This is a genomic window from Campylobacter concisus (genome assembly GCF_902460575.1).
GTDB lineage: Bacteria > Campylobacterota > Campylobacteria > Campylobacterales > Campylobacteraceae > Campylobacter_A > Campylobacter_A concisus_AW.
In genome coordinates this window covers 151321-167295 of sequence record NZ_CABPUY010000002.1, presented here as the reverse complement: position 1 = coordinate 167295, position 15975 = coordinate 151321, and the positions used below count along the sequence as shown (strand labels likewise).

Annotated in this window: 17 protein-coding genes; 6 read left to right on the top strand and 11 right to left on the bottom strand. The window is 41.1% G+C overall.

All coding sequences use genetic code 11. The annotated features are described in order from the left end of the window. Positions 1-46: 46 nt before the first annotated feature. The gene (gene selB / locus F3G76_RS04830; RefSeq protein WP_149706070.1) at positions 47-1867 is read right to left on the bottom strand and encodes a selenocysteine-specific translation elongation factor; all 1821 of its coding nucleotides are present in this window, start codon (positions 1865-1867) and stop codon (positions 47-49) included. Next, positions 1864-3189, bottom strand: coding sequence for an L-seryl-tRNA(Sec) selenium transferase (gene selA, locus F3G76_RS04825; RefSeq protein WP_149706069.1), 1326 nt, complete (start codon positions 3187-3189; stop codon positions 1864-1866). The genes selB and selA overlap by 4 nt, the downstream gene beginning before the upstream one ends. Before the next feature lie 154 nt (positions 3190-3343). Here selA and F3G76_RS04820 point away from each other — a divergent pair, with 154 nt between their 5' ends. The 3 genes from F3G76_RS04820 to F3G76_RS04810 all read left to right on the top strand — a co-directional run bounded on the left by F3G76_RS04820 (position 3344) and on the right by F3G76_RS04810 (position 6481). Continuing rightward, positions 3344-5017, top strand: a complete 1674-nt coding sequence (locus F3G76_RS04820) for a 4Fe-4S dicluster domain-containing protein (RefSeq protein WP_149706068.1) — start codon at positions 3344-3346, stop codon at positions 5015-5017. After that, on the top strand, positions 5010-5723 hold the full coding sequence (locus F3G76_RS04815; protein ID WP_149706067.1) for a TorD/DmsD family molecular chaperone: 714 nt from the start codon (positions 5010-5012) through the stop codon (positions 5721-5723). The genes F3G76_RS04820 and F3G76_RS04815 overlap by 8 nt, the downstream gene beginning before the upstream one ends. A gap of 125 nt (positions 5724-5848) precedes the next feature. Then, positions 5849-6481: a DUF6803 family protein gene (locus tag F3G76_RS04810; RefSeq protein WP_072593896.1), complete on the top strand. Its 633-nt coding sequence runs from the start codon at positions 5849-5851 to the stop codon at positions 6479-6481. Between the two features lie 17 nt (positions 6482-6498). Here the strand turns inward: F3G76_RS04810 and F3G76_RS04805 are convergent, their stop codons facing one another. From F3G76_RS04805 to F3G76_RS04795, 5 genes are all read right to left on the bottom strand, one after another. Beyond that, the gene (locus F3G76_RS04805; protein WP_223227426.1) at positions 6499-8325 is read right to left on the bottom strand and encodes a DNA recombination protein RmuC; all 1827 of its coding nucleotides are present in this window, start codon (positions 8323-8325) and stop codon (positions 6499-6501) included. Between the two features lie 81 nt (positions 8326-8406). Further along, entirely contained in the window at positions 8407-8571 is a 165-nt protein-coding gene (locus F3G76_RS10715; RefSeq protein ID WP_223227425.1) for a hypothetical protein, read from the bottom strand. Between the two features lie 12 nt (positions 8572-8583). Then, a complete protein-coding gene (locus F3G76_RS10910; protein WP_262974844.1) occupies positions 8584-9159 on the bottom strand; it encodes an MFS transporter in 576 nt (191 codons plus the stop codon). Between the two features lie 8 nt (positions 9160-9167). Further along, on the bottom strand, positions 9168-9560 hold the full coding sequence (locus tag F3G76_RS10905) for an MFS transporter (protein WP_262974843.1): 393 nt from the start codon (positions 9558-9560) through the stop codon (positions 9168-9170). 573 nt (positions 9561-10133) lie between these two features. Next, positions 10134-11345 carry a saccharopine dehydrogenase family protein gene (locus tag F3G76_RS04795; RefSeq protein WP_149706066.1) on the bottom strand — a complete coding sequence of 404 codons (1212 nt, stop codon included), beginning with the start codon at positions 11343-11345 and terminating at the stop codon, positions 10134-10136. Between the two features lie 93 nt (positions 11346-11438). Between F3G76_RS04795 and F3G76_RS04790 the strand changes: the two genes are divergently transcribed. Next, positions 11439-12161 (top strand): tetratricopeptide repeat protein, encoded by a 723-nt coding sequence (locus tag F3G76_RS04790; RefSeq protein ID WP_103607372.1) that lies wholly within the window; start codon positions 11439-11441, stop codon positions 12159-12161. Here F3G76_RS04790 and F3G76_RS04785 read toward each other — a convergent pair. Beyond that, the gene (locus F3G76_RS04785; protein WP_103607371.1) at positions 12154-12795 is read right to left on the bottom strand and encodes a non-canonical purine NTP pyrophosphatase; all 642 of its coding nucleotides are present in this window, start codon (positions 12793-12795) and stop codon (positions 12154-12156) included. The genes F3G76_RS04790 and F3G76_RS04785 overlap by 8 nt on opposite strands. 112 nt (positions 12796-12907) lie before the next feature. Here F3G76_RS04785 and F3G76_RS04780 point away from each other — a divergent pair, with 112 nt between their 5' ends. Then, positions 12908-14209 carry an MFS transporter gene (locus F3G76_RS04780; protein WP_149706065.1) on the top strand — a complete coding sequence of 434 codons (1302 nt, stop codon included), beginning with the start codon at positions 12908-12910 and terminating at the stop codon, positions 14207-14209. After that, the gene (locus F3G76_RS04775; RefSeq protein WP_149706064.1) at positions 14206-15366 is read left to right on the top strand and encodes a BaiN/RdsA family NAD(P)/FAD-dependent oxidoreductase; all 1161 of its coding nucleotides are present in this window, start codon (positions 14206-14208) and stop codon (positions 15364-15366) included. The genes F3G76_RS04780 and F3G76_RS04775 overlap by 4 nt, the downstream gene beginning before the upstream one ends. A 31-nt stretch (positions 15367-15397) precedes the next feature. On the opposite strand, the gene F3G76_RS04770 is transcribed toward F3G76_RS04775, so the two are convergent. The 3 genes from F3G76_RS04770 to F3G76_RS04765 all read right to left on the bottom strand — a co-directional run. Next, a complete protein-coding gene (locus F3G76_RS04770; RefSeq protein ID WP_149706063.1) occupies positions 15398-15655 on the bottom strand; it encodes a hypothetical protein in 258 nt (85 codons plus the stop codon). A gap of 8 nt (positions 15656-15663) precedes the next feature. Then, on the bottom strand, positions 15664-15786 hold the full coding sequence (locus F3G76_RS10900) for a hypothetical protein (protein WP_262974842.1): 123 nt from the start codon (positions 15784-15786) through the stop codon (positions 15664-15666). After that, a partial coding sequence (locus tag F3G76_RS04765) for a hypothetical protein (RefSeq protein ID WP_149706242.1) occupies positions 15783-15975 on the bottom strand: 193 nt, incomplete at its 5' end. The genes F3G76_RS10900 and F3G76_RS04765, both read right to left, overlap by 4 nt.

The following is a 15975-nucleotide window of genomic DNA, read 5'->3' as shown; positions in this document are numbered from 1 at the left end:
CTTTTTAAAAATTTGGCGGATTATATTTGCTTTTTGTAAATGAATACTAACTGCGAAAAACCCTATCATTTCCTTGCTTCATTATGTCACTCTCAAGATCGAGCTGCTCGAGGTAGGCGATTACATATTTTCTACTTAAATTTAGCGCATCCTTGGCATTTGTGACATTTACGAAGCCTTGATTTTTTATGATCTCTCTTAGCTTATCAAGTGCCATTTTTAGTGAATTTCTAGTTATAAAAAGGTTATGCTCTAGCCTTATGACCCTGCCCATTGCGGTTAGCTTTTTAAGGGCATTGTCACCACTAACCCTATCGATCTCTAAATCATCATATATATTATATGGCGCTGTTGGGGCTAGCTTGCCACTTTCTAAAATTTCATAAATTTTCTCTTCAAGCCTTACTTTTAGTTTGCTAAGATCAACGCCTTTTTTGGTATAGACACCGCTATCTTTGGCGATCAAATTTGCACTTTCAAGCTCGTCAAGCGCTCTTTGGGCTAAATTTTGACTAGCCCAAGCAAGTTTTAGGCTGATACTTTGAGCTGAAAAGACAGCAAATTCATTCTTTTCTATCATAAATTTAATGGCTGATTTTATCCGCTCAACCGCGCTTAGATCGTAGATATTTAAAGCCTTTTCATCGACAAAGACGTTTGAGACTTTTCTGGCAACGGCTATGGCCTCTTCGTGATTTAGACCAAATCTTTGGTAAGAAGAGATGATGCCAAAGCCATTTTTGTGGGCTTCTTTAAGTATAGAAAAAGCTTCAACAAAATCATGCTTTAAAAGCGAGGCTAAAAAGAGAATTTTGCCAGCCTTTTTTAGTGGCTCAAGCACAGGATTTAGCACCCTACCACCGCCTATCACGCGCGCATCTGAGATAAGCACAAAGGCCTCGTCAAATTTCAAAAACATATCGCTTTGAAATTTAAAGCTCACAAAGTAGCTATCATCTTTTTGGCTTAGTATTAGCACCTTTGCAGGCACATTTTTAGCGCCCACGCAAAATGTTACGCTTTGAGAGTGGATGAGATTTTTAGCAGTTACGACTGCATCAACCTCTCTAAATCCCCTAAAAAAGCCCTTTTTGCTAAGTAGCTGACCCTTTTTTAGCTCGCTAAGCTCTATGCCAGTTAGATTAAGCGCCACGCGGCTGCTAACTCCGGCGCTATCAACGAATTTATCGTGGCTTTGCACGCTTCTTACTAGCACCTCTTTGCCAGCGTCGTAGTTAAAAAGCTTCTCGTTTTTACTAACGCTTCCTTCTATCACAGTGCCAGTTACGACATTTCCGATACCTTTTAAGCTAAACACCCTATCGATGTAGTATCTAAAAACGCCCTCCTCATCGCGCTTTTTGGCTCTTAGCGTAAAGAGGTAGTTTCTAAGCTCATCGATGCTTGCCTTATCCTTTATGCTAACGGCAAAAATTTCTAAAATTTGCAGGTTTTTAAATTTAGAAATTTCATCTCTTATCTCTTTTTTTCTTAAATTTATAGTTGCTTCGTCTACGAGATCGCATTTTGTAAGCGCTACGATTATAGATTTCACACAAAGGAGATTTAAAATTTCAAGGTGCTCCAAGCTTTGAGGCATAAGCCCGTCATTTGCCGCCACCACAAACAAGCACGCGTCAAAGCCGTACGCACCACTTATCATCGTTTTTATGAGATTTTCATGTCCTGGCACGTCGATAAATGCGATATTTTCATCATTTTTGCTTAAATTTGAAAAGCTTAGATCGATCGTTATGCCACGCTTTTTCTCCTCCTCAAGATTATCCCCTTCAAAGCCGTTTAGCTCCTTTATAAGCGCGGTTTTTCCGTGGTCGATATGCCCTGCTGTTCCTATTATTAAACTCATTTTTCTTCCGTTTCTTTTATTATTTTTATTAGCGTCTCTACGTCCTCATCAAGAAGCGATCTAAGATCGAGCATAAATTTGTCATTTTCTATGCGGCCGATCACCTTTTTTTGCCTAAATTTTAGCTCGTTTAAATTTGCGTCGCCACCAAATGCCAAAGCCACGCTTGGCAGCTTTTTATTTGGCATAGCACCACCTCCTACAAAGGTTTGTGTGTGCACTATCTCAAGCGGAGTTTTTAGGCTTTTATTTATAAAATTTGCTAAGCTTTCAAGCTCTTTTACGCTTTTATGAAGCAGTTTTTGCGTTGTTATTAGCTCAAATTCTTTGTTTAGATAGGCTTTCATGCTCTCAGCCAAAAGCGAGATGATCACTTTATCGACACGAAGCATCCTTAAAAGCTGGTTTTTTCTAAGCTTTGCGATGAGCTCTTTTTTGCCAACAATTATGCCACACTGCACCGCGCCAAGCAGCTTATCGCCGCTAAAGCTAACTAGCGAAACATCTTTTAAATTTTTTAGATCTGGCTCGTTTTTGTCTAAGTTAAATGGTAAATTTCCGTAAAAACCACTGCCAAGATCAAAATAATCTATCAAATTTTGCCTGCTTGCTAGCTCGCTTAGCTCATTTGCCGTGGTCTCTTCGCTAAAGCCAACGATGTCAAAATTTGATCTATGAACCTTTACAAGCATTGCCGTTTCGTTACTGATCGCCTCTTCGTAGTCTCTTAGCCTAGTTTTGTTTGTAGTGCCGACCTCTTTTAAGATACAACCCGCATTTGCCATCACCTCTGGCACTCTAAAACTGCCGCCGATCTCGACTAGCTCGCCTCTACTAACGACCACTTCTCTGCCCTTTGCAAAGGTGTTTAGCACTAAAAATACAGCACTTGCGTTGTTATTTACAACGATGGCGTCCTCAAAGCCAAAAGCTCTTGCTATTAGTGAGCCAACGTAGTCGTATCTGTTGCCGCGACTGCCTGTTTTTAGGTTGTATTCAAGGTTTGAGTATCCAGTGATAACAGGCGTTGCCCGCTTTAAAATTTCTTTATCTATAACGCTTCTAGCGAGGTTTGTATGTATGGCAACGCCAGTTAAATTTAGCACTCTTTGAAGGCTTGCTTCATTAAATTTATAGTACTCATCTAGGATTAAATTTATTATCTCTTCGCTCTCAAAGCTTGCGTTTTCATTTAAAATTTTAGCTCTTATTTCATCTAAAATTTGCCTTGCAAGCATAGTGACTAAACTCGTATCAAGCCCCGAAAATGCTTCATTTTTTATGATCTTATCAACTTGTGGGATATTTCTTAAATCATTCAATTTGCGCTCCTAGTAAGTTAGTTTTACCAAGGCGTGATTTTAACATAAAAATATTATAAATTAAAACTTAGAGCAAAAAAAGAGCATATAAATTTCAGAGTCTATTAATCCCATTAATATTAGAATAAGCCCGTTTTTGATAATAGGAGAAACAATGAAAGAATTTGGCTTTTATAACGATTTTGACGATGCTTTAATGCTAAATGAGCAGATAGAGATCAACAACGAAAATGGCGACTATCTAGTCTCAAACTCTCCAAAACTAAAAGCAAGCATCATCGCACCTGAGATAAATTTCTACCTTAAAAATACCACTGCAAGCGTCTTAGAAAAAGCCAAAAACACACTTTTGCTCTACGAGGCAAGAGCTAGCGCCTTTGACATGGCAAAGGATGTGGATTACGAAAAAGAGGTCGGCAAAAATGTTGTCATTGTAAGCAACTCAGGCCGCGAAGAGCTAGCAAATTTATTAAAAGAAAATGGCTACAAAGTGATCGAGCTCACGCACTTTGAGGTTAAATTTATATACGGCGCAGCTGGTGAGTTAAGCGTTTTGGTGCTTAGAGCAAATGATGAATTTGAGGTTGATTGCGACTTTTTCTTAGTTGAAAACGCAAGGGATTATATGCTAAAGCAAAGCGGCTGTTATGAAATTTCAGGACTAAAAGATGAAAAAGTGCTTGAAATTTTAAACGCAAAAAGCCCAAAATTTAGATATAAAAGCTTTACGCAGTACGACTCATCAATCTGCCAGTATCACGAGCGCAGGACTGAAATTTGTGGTCGTTGCGCCGAGGTTTGCCCAACGGTTGCTATCTTAAAAGAGGACGAGACAAAGCACCTTGTCTTTTCAGCGATCGACTGCACAAACTGCGGAAACTGCATCAGCGTCTGCCCTAGCGGCTCGCTAGACTCAACGCTCATGCCACAAAGCTCGTTTGCCACTATCGCTAAGCTTTACAAAGATAAGATCGCTCTCATCATATCTGAAGAGATAAATTTAGAAGAGCTTAGCGTGAGCCTACCACAAAATGTCCTACCTTTTGTCATCCTAGCCCCGCATCTGCTAAGCCAAACGCACTTTTTGACGCTTCTTCAAGAAAGTGGCGCGAGTGTGATTTTATATAGCAAGAGCCTTGGCAAGGGCGAAAAAGACGCCATTAGTATAGTAAATCAAATTTATGAGCTTAAATTTAAAGAGCAAGCGATACACCACGCAAAAGACAAGGCTGAGCTTGAAATCGCGCTTAAAAAAGCAAAACTAATAGACGGCTCGCAGCACTCAATCAACGAATACGCACTGCCAAAGAGAGAAATTTTTGCCAAAAGGCTTGAGTTTATCGTAGGTAGTGACGATCTTGGCGTGGTAAAAAGCGGCGAGATGATAAGATATGGCGAGGTTAAGATAAACGCTGAAACTTGCACGCTCTGCCTTAGCTGCGTTGGAGCTTGTAACGTAAGCGCCTTGGTGGCTGATAAGAAGACAAATTCGATTTTATTTAACCCAAGCGTCTGCACCGCCTGTGGCTACTGCGAGCTAAGCTGCGCTGAGAAAAACACCATCTCGCTTGAAGTTGGCAAGCTAGCACTTAAGCCTGAGAGCTTCGTTTATAGCGAGCTTGCACACGATGAGCTATTTGCATGCGTGGAGTGCGGAAAAGAGTTTGCGACTAAAAAGGCTGTCGAGAAGATCGCAGCGATCATGCAGCCACGTTTTGGCAACGACAGAGCCAAGATAAAAGCTCTTTACTGCTGTGCCGACTGCAAGGCAAAGATCATGGTGCAAGCCCAACTAAACGCAATGAGAGAGGATCTGCTAAATGGATAAGAACATCACAAAAGCAAGGGCATATTTTTACGAATTTTTAGCTTATCCGCTATTTTTTCACACGAGCGATGAGAAATTTGCAAGGTGGAAGGAGCAACTAAGCTACCTAGCGCAAAATCCTTTGAGCGAGCAAAGCGCAGAGGCATTTGCAAATTTAGAAGAATTTGGCTTTAAAGAGCTTGTAAATGAGCAAAATGAGGTTCTTTTTGGCTTTACAAATATCCCTTTAAGCGCCTCATTTTATGAAGAGGGTAGAGATAACGGCGCGGCTAGACTTAGAGTGATACACTGCCTAAAGCTTAGCCCATATAGGCGTGATAAGGAGCTTTGCAAGGATAGCGAGGACTATGTTGGCTTTATATTTTTAGCGATGGCAACATTTTTAAGTGATGAATTTAACGGTGCAAAAAATATCAGCGACAAGCTCTTTAATGAAACTTTAAATTTATTTATAGATGAGTTTGGCTCGCTACTTTTGGCTCATAAAAATGCAAATTTTTTCCACTCATATGCGATCATTTTAAAAGACTTCATCGAGCTTGAAAGAGCTGTTTTAAGCCTAGAAGCACCAGCCAAGCCACAAGGCGATAGCGTCGCGGTTGCTGCGCTTAAAAAAGAGCCTTATCAAAGCAAGATGCCAACTTTTAAAACAAAACTTCACTGGGAGGAATTCTCTCCAGTCATCTCACACGAGTTTAAAGACTAGCTTAAATTTACTCTTAGCCTAGCTAGGAGTAAATTTAACATCCGATTAAATTTGTTATCTTGATATTTTATAATTATTAGCGATTTGGCGTTAAACTTCTTTAAATTTTTTACAAAGGATTTACAATGGTAATGACACACTACATGGAGCTTTTATCGCTCAATCAACCTTACAATCTAATCCTCTTCATGGTGATACCTGTGGGGCTTACGGAGCTTTTAGTGGCGATGGAGTTTCTCACTATGTATCACATGGATAGCGGTAAAAATGCTGGCTATAAGGCTGTTGGCAAATTTGCTGGCATAGTGCTTGGGGTCTATTTTACAGCTCTTGTGATCTATTTTATGGCAAAAATTTATCCAAGTATAAAATGGCGTGGATATGCCGATGTCATCGCTGTCTACTCATATCTCATCAGCGTCATACCACTTCTTGGCATCGCGCTTTTAGAGCTAAATTTGATCTACAAAAACGCAAGCGAAAAGGCAAAGCTAAAGCTTCACTTTTTCCTACTCATATTTGCCTTGATCGTCGCACATGTCGCAATGATATTTGGCATGGTTGATCCTACCATAACTGGCTACAAGGCTGAAAACGGTGAGATGGGTATGCATATGAATATGCCAATGAACATGCCAGCAGATATGCCAATGCACGATCACCACAAGATGATGCAAAATATGGGTGAGATGCATATGAATATGATGATGCAAAATATGAGTGATGACAACTCAACTAATATGCACATGCACCACTAAATTTAAAGGCTCCAAATTTACTCTTTAGAGCTAGCTAGCAAGATCTCTCTAGGTCTTGCTTCAAGCTCCTTTATCTGCGTATCTTTGGGATTTATAGCGATCTTTTTAAATTTCTCCAGCCTGCTATCAAGCCCACCTTGTCCGCTCACGCTTTTAACGACCTCGTTGAAGTTATCATTTACCGATCTCACCGAGTTTCCAAGCCTATTTAGTTTCTCAGCGACGGTGCAAAATTTCTCATAAATTTCATTTGCGCTTTTTAAAATTTCCTTCGCCTCTTTGTTGCCATTTTCCATGCGCCATAAATTTGCCACCACACGAAGTAGCGGCATGAGCGTCGTGTGCGAGACTAGCACCACTTTTTTCTCATAGCCGTAGTTAAACAAATTCGGATCAAATTTCAAAGCCTCCAAAAATGCCGGCTCAACTGGCACAAACATCAGCACAAAATCAGGGCTTTTGACAAGCGATGAGTAGTCTTTTTTAGCTAGCTCGTCGATGTGCTTTTTTATTGAGGCGATGTGCTCGCCAAGAGCTAGCTTGCTCTGCGCCGGGTCAGCCGCCGCAACCGCCTTTTCGTAGGCATGGAGTGAGACTTTGCTGTCTATTATCATCTGCTTGTCGTCTGGGAAATTTATAACAAAGTCAGGTATGAGCTTTTTGCCGCTCACGTCAAAACTCTCTTGCGTCACGTAGTGCGTGCCCTTTTCTAGTCCAGCAGCCTCCAGTGTGCGCTCAAGCTGCATCTCGCCCCAGTTGCCAAGGACCTTGTTGCTGCCTTTTAGTGCCGTGCTTAGCGAGTTTGCCTCTTTTGACATATTTTTGCCAAGCTCGACCACCTCTTTTAGCTGCGCACTAAGCTCTCCTGCGCTCTTTTGCGAGTCGCTATGGGCGTCATTTACCCTCTTTTCAAAGCTTATTATCTTCTCGCCAAGTGGCGTTAGCAAGAGCTCAAGCGACTCTTTGCTGTTTTTTGAGAAATTTGCACTTTTTTCTTCAAATATCTTATTTGCAAGGTTTGCAAACTCTAAATTTAGCTCATTTTTTACCTTTTTTAAATTCTCTTCTTGCGATTTTAGGATGTTTTCTTTGGCCTCGATCTCGCTTTTTAGAGCGACAAGCTCACACTCTAGTTCATTAACACGTTTATGAGATTTTTTAAATTCATTATCTTTAAAGTCAAGTTCATTTTGCACTTTATTTAAATTTTCTTCTTGTGATATTAGGCTTTTTTCTTTTATCTCCACCTTGCTTTTTAGAGAAATTATTTCACACCTTAACTCATTTTCTAGTTCATAAGATTTTTTTAAATTAATCTCTTTTAAATTAAGCTCACTTTTTGCCTTGTTTAAATTCTCTTCTTGCGATTTTAGGATGTTTTCTTTGGCCTCGATCTCGCTTTTTAGAGCGACGATAGCGCGTTTTAGCTCGTTTTCGCTCTCGCTTGATCTTTTTAGCTCGTCCTCTTTTGCGCCAAGCTCGTTTTGTAAATTTAAAGATAGCGACCTTGCCATCTCAGCCATCTTTGTCTGACTGCCAAGCTCCTCGTTTAGGCGCCTTAGCTCACGCTCTAGCTCGTCCTCTTTTTCATCTTTTTGTCTGAGCGAAATTTTATACTCGTCTAAATTTTTAGCTAGCTCATCTATCTTGTCACTATTTGCTTCAAGCTTTGCTCTTTGCTCGATATTTAGCCGCTCGCTATCTTTTAGCTCATCTTGTAAATTTTCCAAAGCTTCTCTTTGCTTTGTCTTTTGCAAATTTGCACTTATCAAAAAAGCTACTAGTATCACGCAAAGAAGCGCAAGAGCTGCCACCAAAATATATAAATTTTCTATCGTTAGCACTGAAATTTCCTTTTAAATTTTGGTTTTATTATAGGTGAAATAGCTTTAAATTTAAAGGGCATTTAAGCCCTTTTGGTAGTTTTATTTGTTTAGATAGGCAGCTAGCCAGCACAAAAATATAAAGACAAAGATGATGGCTGACATGATAAGTGGCGTCGTGGTCGCAAAGAGTGCCAGCATGGCTGATGAGACAATACCGCTTCCATATTGCAGTGAGCCAATGAGAGCATTTGCTCTGCCTTTCATCTCTTGAGCGACTTAATTAAGAGCGGCTGCGTTTAAGCAAGAGGCGATGATGCCGTTCATACTAAAGACGAAAAACATAGGTATGATAACGCCACAAACTCCGGCGATACCAAAAAATGTAAGCGCTAAAAGCAAAGCCGCAGCGACAAAAGCGACTGTGCTTGAGGTGATAAGAAGCGAATTTAGACTAAATTTATTGACCAAGCTCTTGTTTAAAAAACTAAGCGCCGCCACACCAAGTATATTTACGCCAAATAAAAAGCCATAGTACTTGCTCGGTATGCCAAAATAATCTATATAAACAAATGACGATCCCGTGATAAAGGCGTATGCTGCGATGTAAAAGAAGGTCACGCTTAGAGTGTATTTCATAAATTTAGCATCTTTTATAAGCACAAAATAGCTCTTAAACGAGTTTATCATCGGCTCTTTTGAGCGCTTCTGCTGTGGCAACGTCTCTGGCAAGAAGAAGATAAGGATAAACAAAAAAGCACTTGCAGCTGCCATTAGCCAAAATATCCAGTGCCAAGTGCCAATCTCTAGTAATGCGCCGCCAAGTAGCGGTCCTATGATAGGAGCTGCTGCCATGATGATGACTAAGTTTGAGCTTCGCTATTTTCAAAAACATCGCTGATCATCGCACGGCTAAGCATAGGCCCCACGCACGCGCCTGCGGCTTGAAAGATACGCCAGATTATCACTTCGCTCATGCTTTGTGACATGGCACATCCGATGGAGCCAACGACAAAGAACGCCATACCGATAAATAGCGGGAGTTTTCGCCCTATCCTGTCGCTAATGGGCCCCCAAACGAGTTGCATGGTGGCAAAACCGATCAAAAAGCCAGTGATCGTTAGCTCCGCATCGCCATGAAGCTGTCGCTCCATCGTAGGCATGGCAGGCAGATAGACGTCCGTTGATAGCGAGGTGCAGGCCATTAGACCGCTTAAGATGACCAAAAACCAGATAAATGTTTTTGTTGATTGCAAGATTTCCCTTTTTTTTAGCTGCGATTAAGATTTTGTAGATATAGCATAAATTTATAAATTTACAGCAACAAGCGCCTAAAACTAGCTTTGGGCGTAAATTTAGAAAATTTGCTTTGGTGGAGTGAGGTAAATTTATCAAGGTTTTGTTTGGCGAAGAGGTTTAAATTTAAAGGCAAAAATTAGGCGAAGTGACTTTTATCTAGACGAGGTGGTTTTAAATTTTGAGGCAAGAGCTGCCAATCTGGTAATGACCAAACAAAATAAAAATTTAATAGAACTCAGGCGAAGTATCGTGAGATGAATTTTGGGCTTTGCATCCCCAAAGGTCGCAACTGCTAGCAGAAGCGAAGGAATTTTCATCCCAAGACTAAACTTCTACTTGCGGTTACGAGTAAGCACAAAGCAAAGATGATCCGTCTAAGGGTTAAATTTAATAAATTCAGGTGCAGGATTTTTCGCTTAGACAAGGCGAAATTCGATTTTTAAGCGGAGCGTATATGTGATACGTGAGCATTAAAAATCGAATTTCAACGAAGCATAAGTATAAAAAGACAAGCCTAAAGAGTCTAAAATTTAAACTTCGTATCTCTCTCCAGGTTTCATTTCAATTACCTCCCACGGTAACCCCTGCTTATTTAGCTCGTCCATGAAAGGTTTTGCGTCGAAATTCTCCATGTTAAAGACGCCTTTGCCGCTCCAGATGCCTTTTGCGACCATCATCGAGCCTATCATCGCTGGCACGCCTGTGGTGTAGCTAACAGCCTGCGCGCCTGTCTCGGCGTAGCAAGCCTCGTGGTCGCAGACGTTGTAGATATAGACTTGGCGCTCTTTGCCATCTTTTAGCCCACGTATCACGCAGCCGATGTTTGTTTTGCCTTTTGTGCGAGGGCCAAGGCTTGCAGGGTCAGGTAGAAGCGTCTTTAAAAACTGGATTGGCACGATTTTCATGCCGTTATGCTCGACCTCGTCGATGCGTAGCATTCCCACGTTTTCTAGGCACTTCATGTGGGTTAGGTAGCTTTGTCCAAAGGTCATAAAAAAGCGAATTCTCTTTAGTCCTTTGATGTTTTTTACCAAGCTTTCTAGCTCCTCGTGATAGAGCAGATAGCTATCTTTGACGCCTACTTTTGGGTAGTCCCACTTAAACATGATCTCCATAGGCTTTGTTTTGATCCATTTGCCAGCCTCCCAGTAACGGCCATTTGCGCTAACTTCACGTAAATTTATCTCTGGGTTGAAATTTGTCGCAAAAGCATAGCCGTGATCGCCAGCGTTGCAGTCTAGGATGTCGATCTCGTGGATCTCGTCAAATAAATTTTGCTGTGCATAGGCGCAAAATACGTTTGTCACGCCCGGGTCAAAGCCAGAGCCAAGAAGCGCCATGGCGCCAGCGTTTTTGAAGTCGGCGTCCTTCGCCCACTGAAGCTTATACTCAAATTTTGCGGTGTCTGGGTGCTCGTAGTTTGCGGTGTCGATATAAGGTATGCCAGCCTTTACGCAAGCGTCCATAAGGGTTAGGTCTTGATACGGCAGTGCGACATTTAGTAGCAAGTCAGCCTTTGTTTGTTTGATGAGCTCCACCACGGCCGCTGTGTCGTCAGCGTCGATTTGCGCGGTATTTATCTGCACGCCAAGGCGATCTTTTATAAATTTAGCGATCGCATCGCACTTGCTTTTTGTGCGGCTTGCTAGGGTGATATTTGTAAAAACGTCCGAGTTCATCGCACATTTTACGGTTGCGACTTGGCTAACGCCACCTGCTCCGATGATTAAGATATTTGACATTTTTGGCTCCTTAAAATTTTAGTGATTTTAGCAAAGTTAATATAAATTTCTAGCTTCAAAAGGTAAAATGAGCCAAATTTTAAAGGTAAAAAGATGAAGAAAATTTTGCCATTTTTAGCGCCTATTTGCCTCTTTGCAAGTAGCTGCGACGAGCTAGTGCAAGAGAGCGTAAATGAGTTTTATAAAAGCGATAGAAATTTGGAGAGAGCTATAAATTTAGCCGAGCAAGCGACCCAGGCATGCCTAAAGGCTGGCAACACCGAGCAGGCGATCACTTCACTCATAAATGGCGCCAGCATCTGCATGGTAAATAAAGAGCCTCAAAAGGCACTTGAGCTCTCACAAAGAGCGCTTGAGCTTGCGGCAAACGTTAGCGACAAACTGCTGCTAGCGCGCTCTTATCATAGCTTGGGTGCAGCACAAAAAGCACTAGGCAAATATGACGATGCGCTTACTAATTTTCAAGAAGCTCTAAAAATTTATGACGCCAACTCAAATACGCCGATGCGTGACGAGCTGCTTTGCATAAAGTCCATCGGCAGCACCTACTACATGAAAAATGACTTTGCAAAAGCCTACGAAAACCACATTTTAGCGCTAAATTTACTTGATATCACGCCAGAGCTAAGTGGCAACGAGCTCGTTCGCTCAGAGCTTTTAGTAGAGCTTGCTAACGACCTAGTAAAGCTTAAGCAAAAGGACGAAGCCGCCAAAAACTACAAAAAAGTGCTTGAAATTTTAAAAGGCAAGGAGCAAAACCCTCGCGCGCTTGGTCTTTTGGAGCGAGCCAGCAAAGGACTAAAGGAGCTTAACTAAAGTTTTTCTTTAGGCTCTTTAATACGAAATTTGCAAGCTCCAGCCCCTTTGAGCGGTGAGAAATTTTAAGCTTCGTCTCGTTATCTAGCTCACCAAGCGTCTTTGTAAAGCCATCTGGGATAAAGAGTGCGTCGTAGCCAAAGCCGTTTGTGCCGCGCTCCTCATCTATCGCCTCACCATACATAAAGCCATGCGTCGTGTAGTCGCCAAATTTTGAGCTAATAGCGATACAGGCAGTGTAATGAGCTGGTGAGCTCTTTAAATTTAGCGCCTTTAGCTTGCTAATTAGCTTTGCTCTATTGTTTGCGTCATTTGCGTTTTTGCCGCACACTTTACCATTTTCATCAAGGTCAAAGTAGCGAGCTGAGTAGATCCCTGGCTCGCCACCAAGTGCATCCACACTGATGCCGCTATCATCGCTAAGTGAGATAAACTCGCTATCAAGCCCTTGCTCTTTAAGCTTTGCAAAAACTGCTTTTGACTTTATGAGCGCATTTTGCTGAAAAGTGCTGCCATCTTCAACGATCTCAAATGGCTTTACAACCTCGCTTAAAGCGTAAATTTCATAGCCTTTTAAAAACTCTTTTATCTCTTTTACTTTGTCTAAATTTGATGTCGCAAGCACGATTTTCATCGCAAAACTCCTTGATTTTTGGGCGTATTTTACAAAAAAGTAGATTAAATTTTTAAATTTAAATTAGTGTTAAAATGATAAACTTAGTCCTTTTAAAAATAAGGGAAAATTTATGTTAAAAAGCGTTTTGCCACTATCTTTTATCGTAGCTAGCAGATTTTTTGGACTTTTCATAGTCTTACCGGTGCTTAGCCTTTATGCCCTAAATTTAGAGGGCGCAAACGAATTTTTAGTTGGGCTAATAGTAGGCGTCTATGCGATCTCACAGATGATATTTCAAGTGCCTTTTGGCGCTCTTTCAGATAAGATCGGCCGCAAAAAAGCGCTAACCATCGGGCTTTTGATCTTTGTGGTTGGCTCTATCGTCTGCGCTCTAGCAAGTGAAATTTACACGATGCTTTTTGGTAGATTTTTACAAGGTGTGGGGGCTGTAGGAGCCGTGGCAACAGCGATGATAAGCGACTTTGTGGCTGAAGAAAATCGCTCAAAAGCCATGGCGATAATGGGCGCTTTTATAGGGCTTAGTTTTACGCTTTCTATGGTGCTTGGACCGCTTCTTGCTAAGAACTATGGGCTTTCAAGCCTCTTTTATCTAAGCGCTGCTCTTAGCCTACTTTGCGTCGTGCTGCTCTACACCGTCGTGCCAAAAGAGATAAAAGTGAGCGCAAAGGCCCAGAAGGTGCCATTTGGCAAGCTCTTTTTGCAAAAAGACTACATAATCATAAATTTCACCTCTTTCATGCAAAAGATGCTCACAAGCATCGCATTTTTAGTGATCCCGATCGTTTTAGTAAAAGAGTATGGCTATGAGAGTGGCGAGCTTTACAAGGTCTATACGCTTGGCGCTGTGCTTGGCTTTTTGGCTATGGGGCTAGCTGGCGCGCTTGGCGATGGCAAGGGGCTTAGCAAGGTCATCTTGATAGCTGGCACATTACTTTTTGCCCTAACCTACGCCATTTTTGCCCTTAGCTTTACGAAATTTCTCTTTGTGGTTGGCATCGCGGTATTTTTTATAGGCTTTAACCTTCACGAGCCAATCATGCAATCAACCGCGACTAAATTTGTAAAATCCTCACAAAAAGGCACCGCTCTTGGCATCTTTAACTCATTTGGCTACTTTGGAAGCTTCGTTGGGGGCGCGTTTGGCGGATACATCATGCACGCTTTTGGTTTTAAAGTGCTTGCCATCATCTGCGTGGTGCTTTGCGTGATCTGGCTTGTTTTGCTCTTTAGCCTGAGTGATCCAAGAATTTTTAAAAATATCTACCTAAGCCCAGAAGCGAGCCTAAATTTAGAGCTACTAAACAGCCAAAAAGGCGTGGTGGATTATTATAAAAATGAGAAAAATCAAGTGATCAAATTTGACTCTCGCCTAACAAGCGAGGCGGCCTTAAAAGAGAGCTTGAAGTTTTGATCTACGACGTCATTATCGTTGGTGCTGGCGCTAGCGGGCTCTTTTTAGGGGCAAATTTAAAGGGCAAAAAGGTTGCCATTTTAGAAAAAAACAGTAGCGCTGGCAAAAAGATCTTGGCAAGCGGTGGCGGCAGATGCAACATCACAAACCGCTTCGTAAGCGCTAAAAACTACCTTGGCGAGCAGAAATTTATAGAGCAAATTTTAAAAGTGCTAAGCTTTGATCAGGTTTTGAGATTTTTTAGTGAGCTTAAATTTAGCGAGCAAAAGCAAAATCAATTTTTCTGTGATAGCGGTGCAAAGAGCGTTTTGAGCCTGCTTTTAAAAAGGCAAAATGCAGAGATTTTTTATAACAAAGAGGTTCTTGGCGCCAAAAAAGTAGATGAAATTTTTGAAATTTTGACAAAAGATGAGAAATTTAGAGCTAGAAATTTAGTCATCGCAAGTGGCGGACTAAGCTACAAAGCCCTTGGCGCAAGCGATATTGGCTATAAGATAGCTAGCGAATTTGGCATTGAGCTCTCAATGCCTGCCCCTGCTCTTGTTGGCTTTAGCGTGCAAAAAGATGAGTTTTGGTTTAAAGAGCTTAGTGGCGTTAGTCTAAGCGCGGATGTAGTGATAAATGACAAAAACGAGAGCCATAAATTTAGTGGCGATCTGCTTTTTACGCACAGAGGCATAAGCGGTCCAGCTATACTAAACGCCTCACTCTTTTGGCAAAAGGGTCGAATTTGCATAAATTTTTTGCCTAAATTTAGTGAGAAAAATTTAGTAAATGGTAAAAAGCAGCTTAGCTCGGTTTTGCCATTGCCAAAGAGATTTGTGCTGGAGTTTTTAAGAAATTTTGGCTTAAAAGATAGAGCTTATTATGAATTTAGTGATGATGAAAAAAATATCATAAAAAGGCTTTTTGCATATCATTTTGCCCCGGCTGGGACATTTGGCTTTGAAAGGGCTGAAGTTACAAAAGGTGGCGTAAAAACTAATTTTTTAGATGAAAATTTAGAGAGCAAAAGCGTAAAAGGGCTTTATTTTATAGGAGAGGTTTTAGATATCACTGGTATGCTTGGTGGATACAACTTGCATTTTGCATTTGCAAGTGCTCTAAAGGTATCTAGCGCTTTAAAAAATAACCAATCAAATAGAAGTGAAATTTAGCTAGTGACAGCAAAGACTGCCACTAAAATTACTATCTCTCGCTTAAGCTCGCAAGCTCACAAAGCTTCTTGTCTGATTTATAAATTTTGTTCTTATCTTGAGCTGGGATAAACGTTTGAAAATGCCTTAAATTTCCTATCTCAACAATTACACCTTGAAAATAAGAATGTGTAAATTTCTCATTTTGCTCGCTCTTGCTATCGCCTGTTTTGGCTAAATTTTTATCTCTAAAATCACAAAGCCCCCAAAGTCCAGCTCTAATCTTATAAAATTCTTTATTAGTCTGCACTATCCATCTTATACTAGCAAACGGAGTTTGCTACCCCAAGTGCTAACATGAGTTTTATGGTAAAGATCAAAGAGCGTTGCCATGCCACCAAGGCTAGCCAACGCCTCTACTACGCACTCTTTTTGGTTCATCTCTCGCTTAGATACTCTTGCAGGCTTTTTACCTCAAGTGCTTTGCCAGTTTGAACTGTGCTTAGTGACTTAGCAGCTGCAAGTGCTGCACGGATAGTTGTGAAGTAAGGGATTTTAAATCTAAGTACATTTTGGCGGATCTTTTTGCCATCATCCACGCTTGATTTTGTATCACTTGTATTTATAACA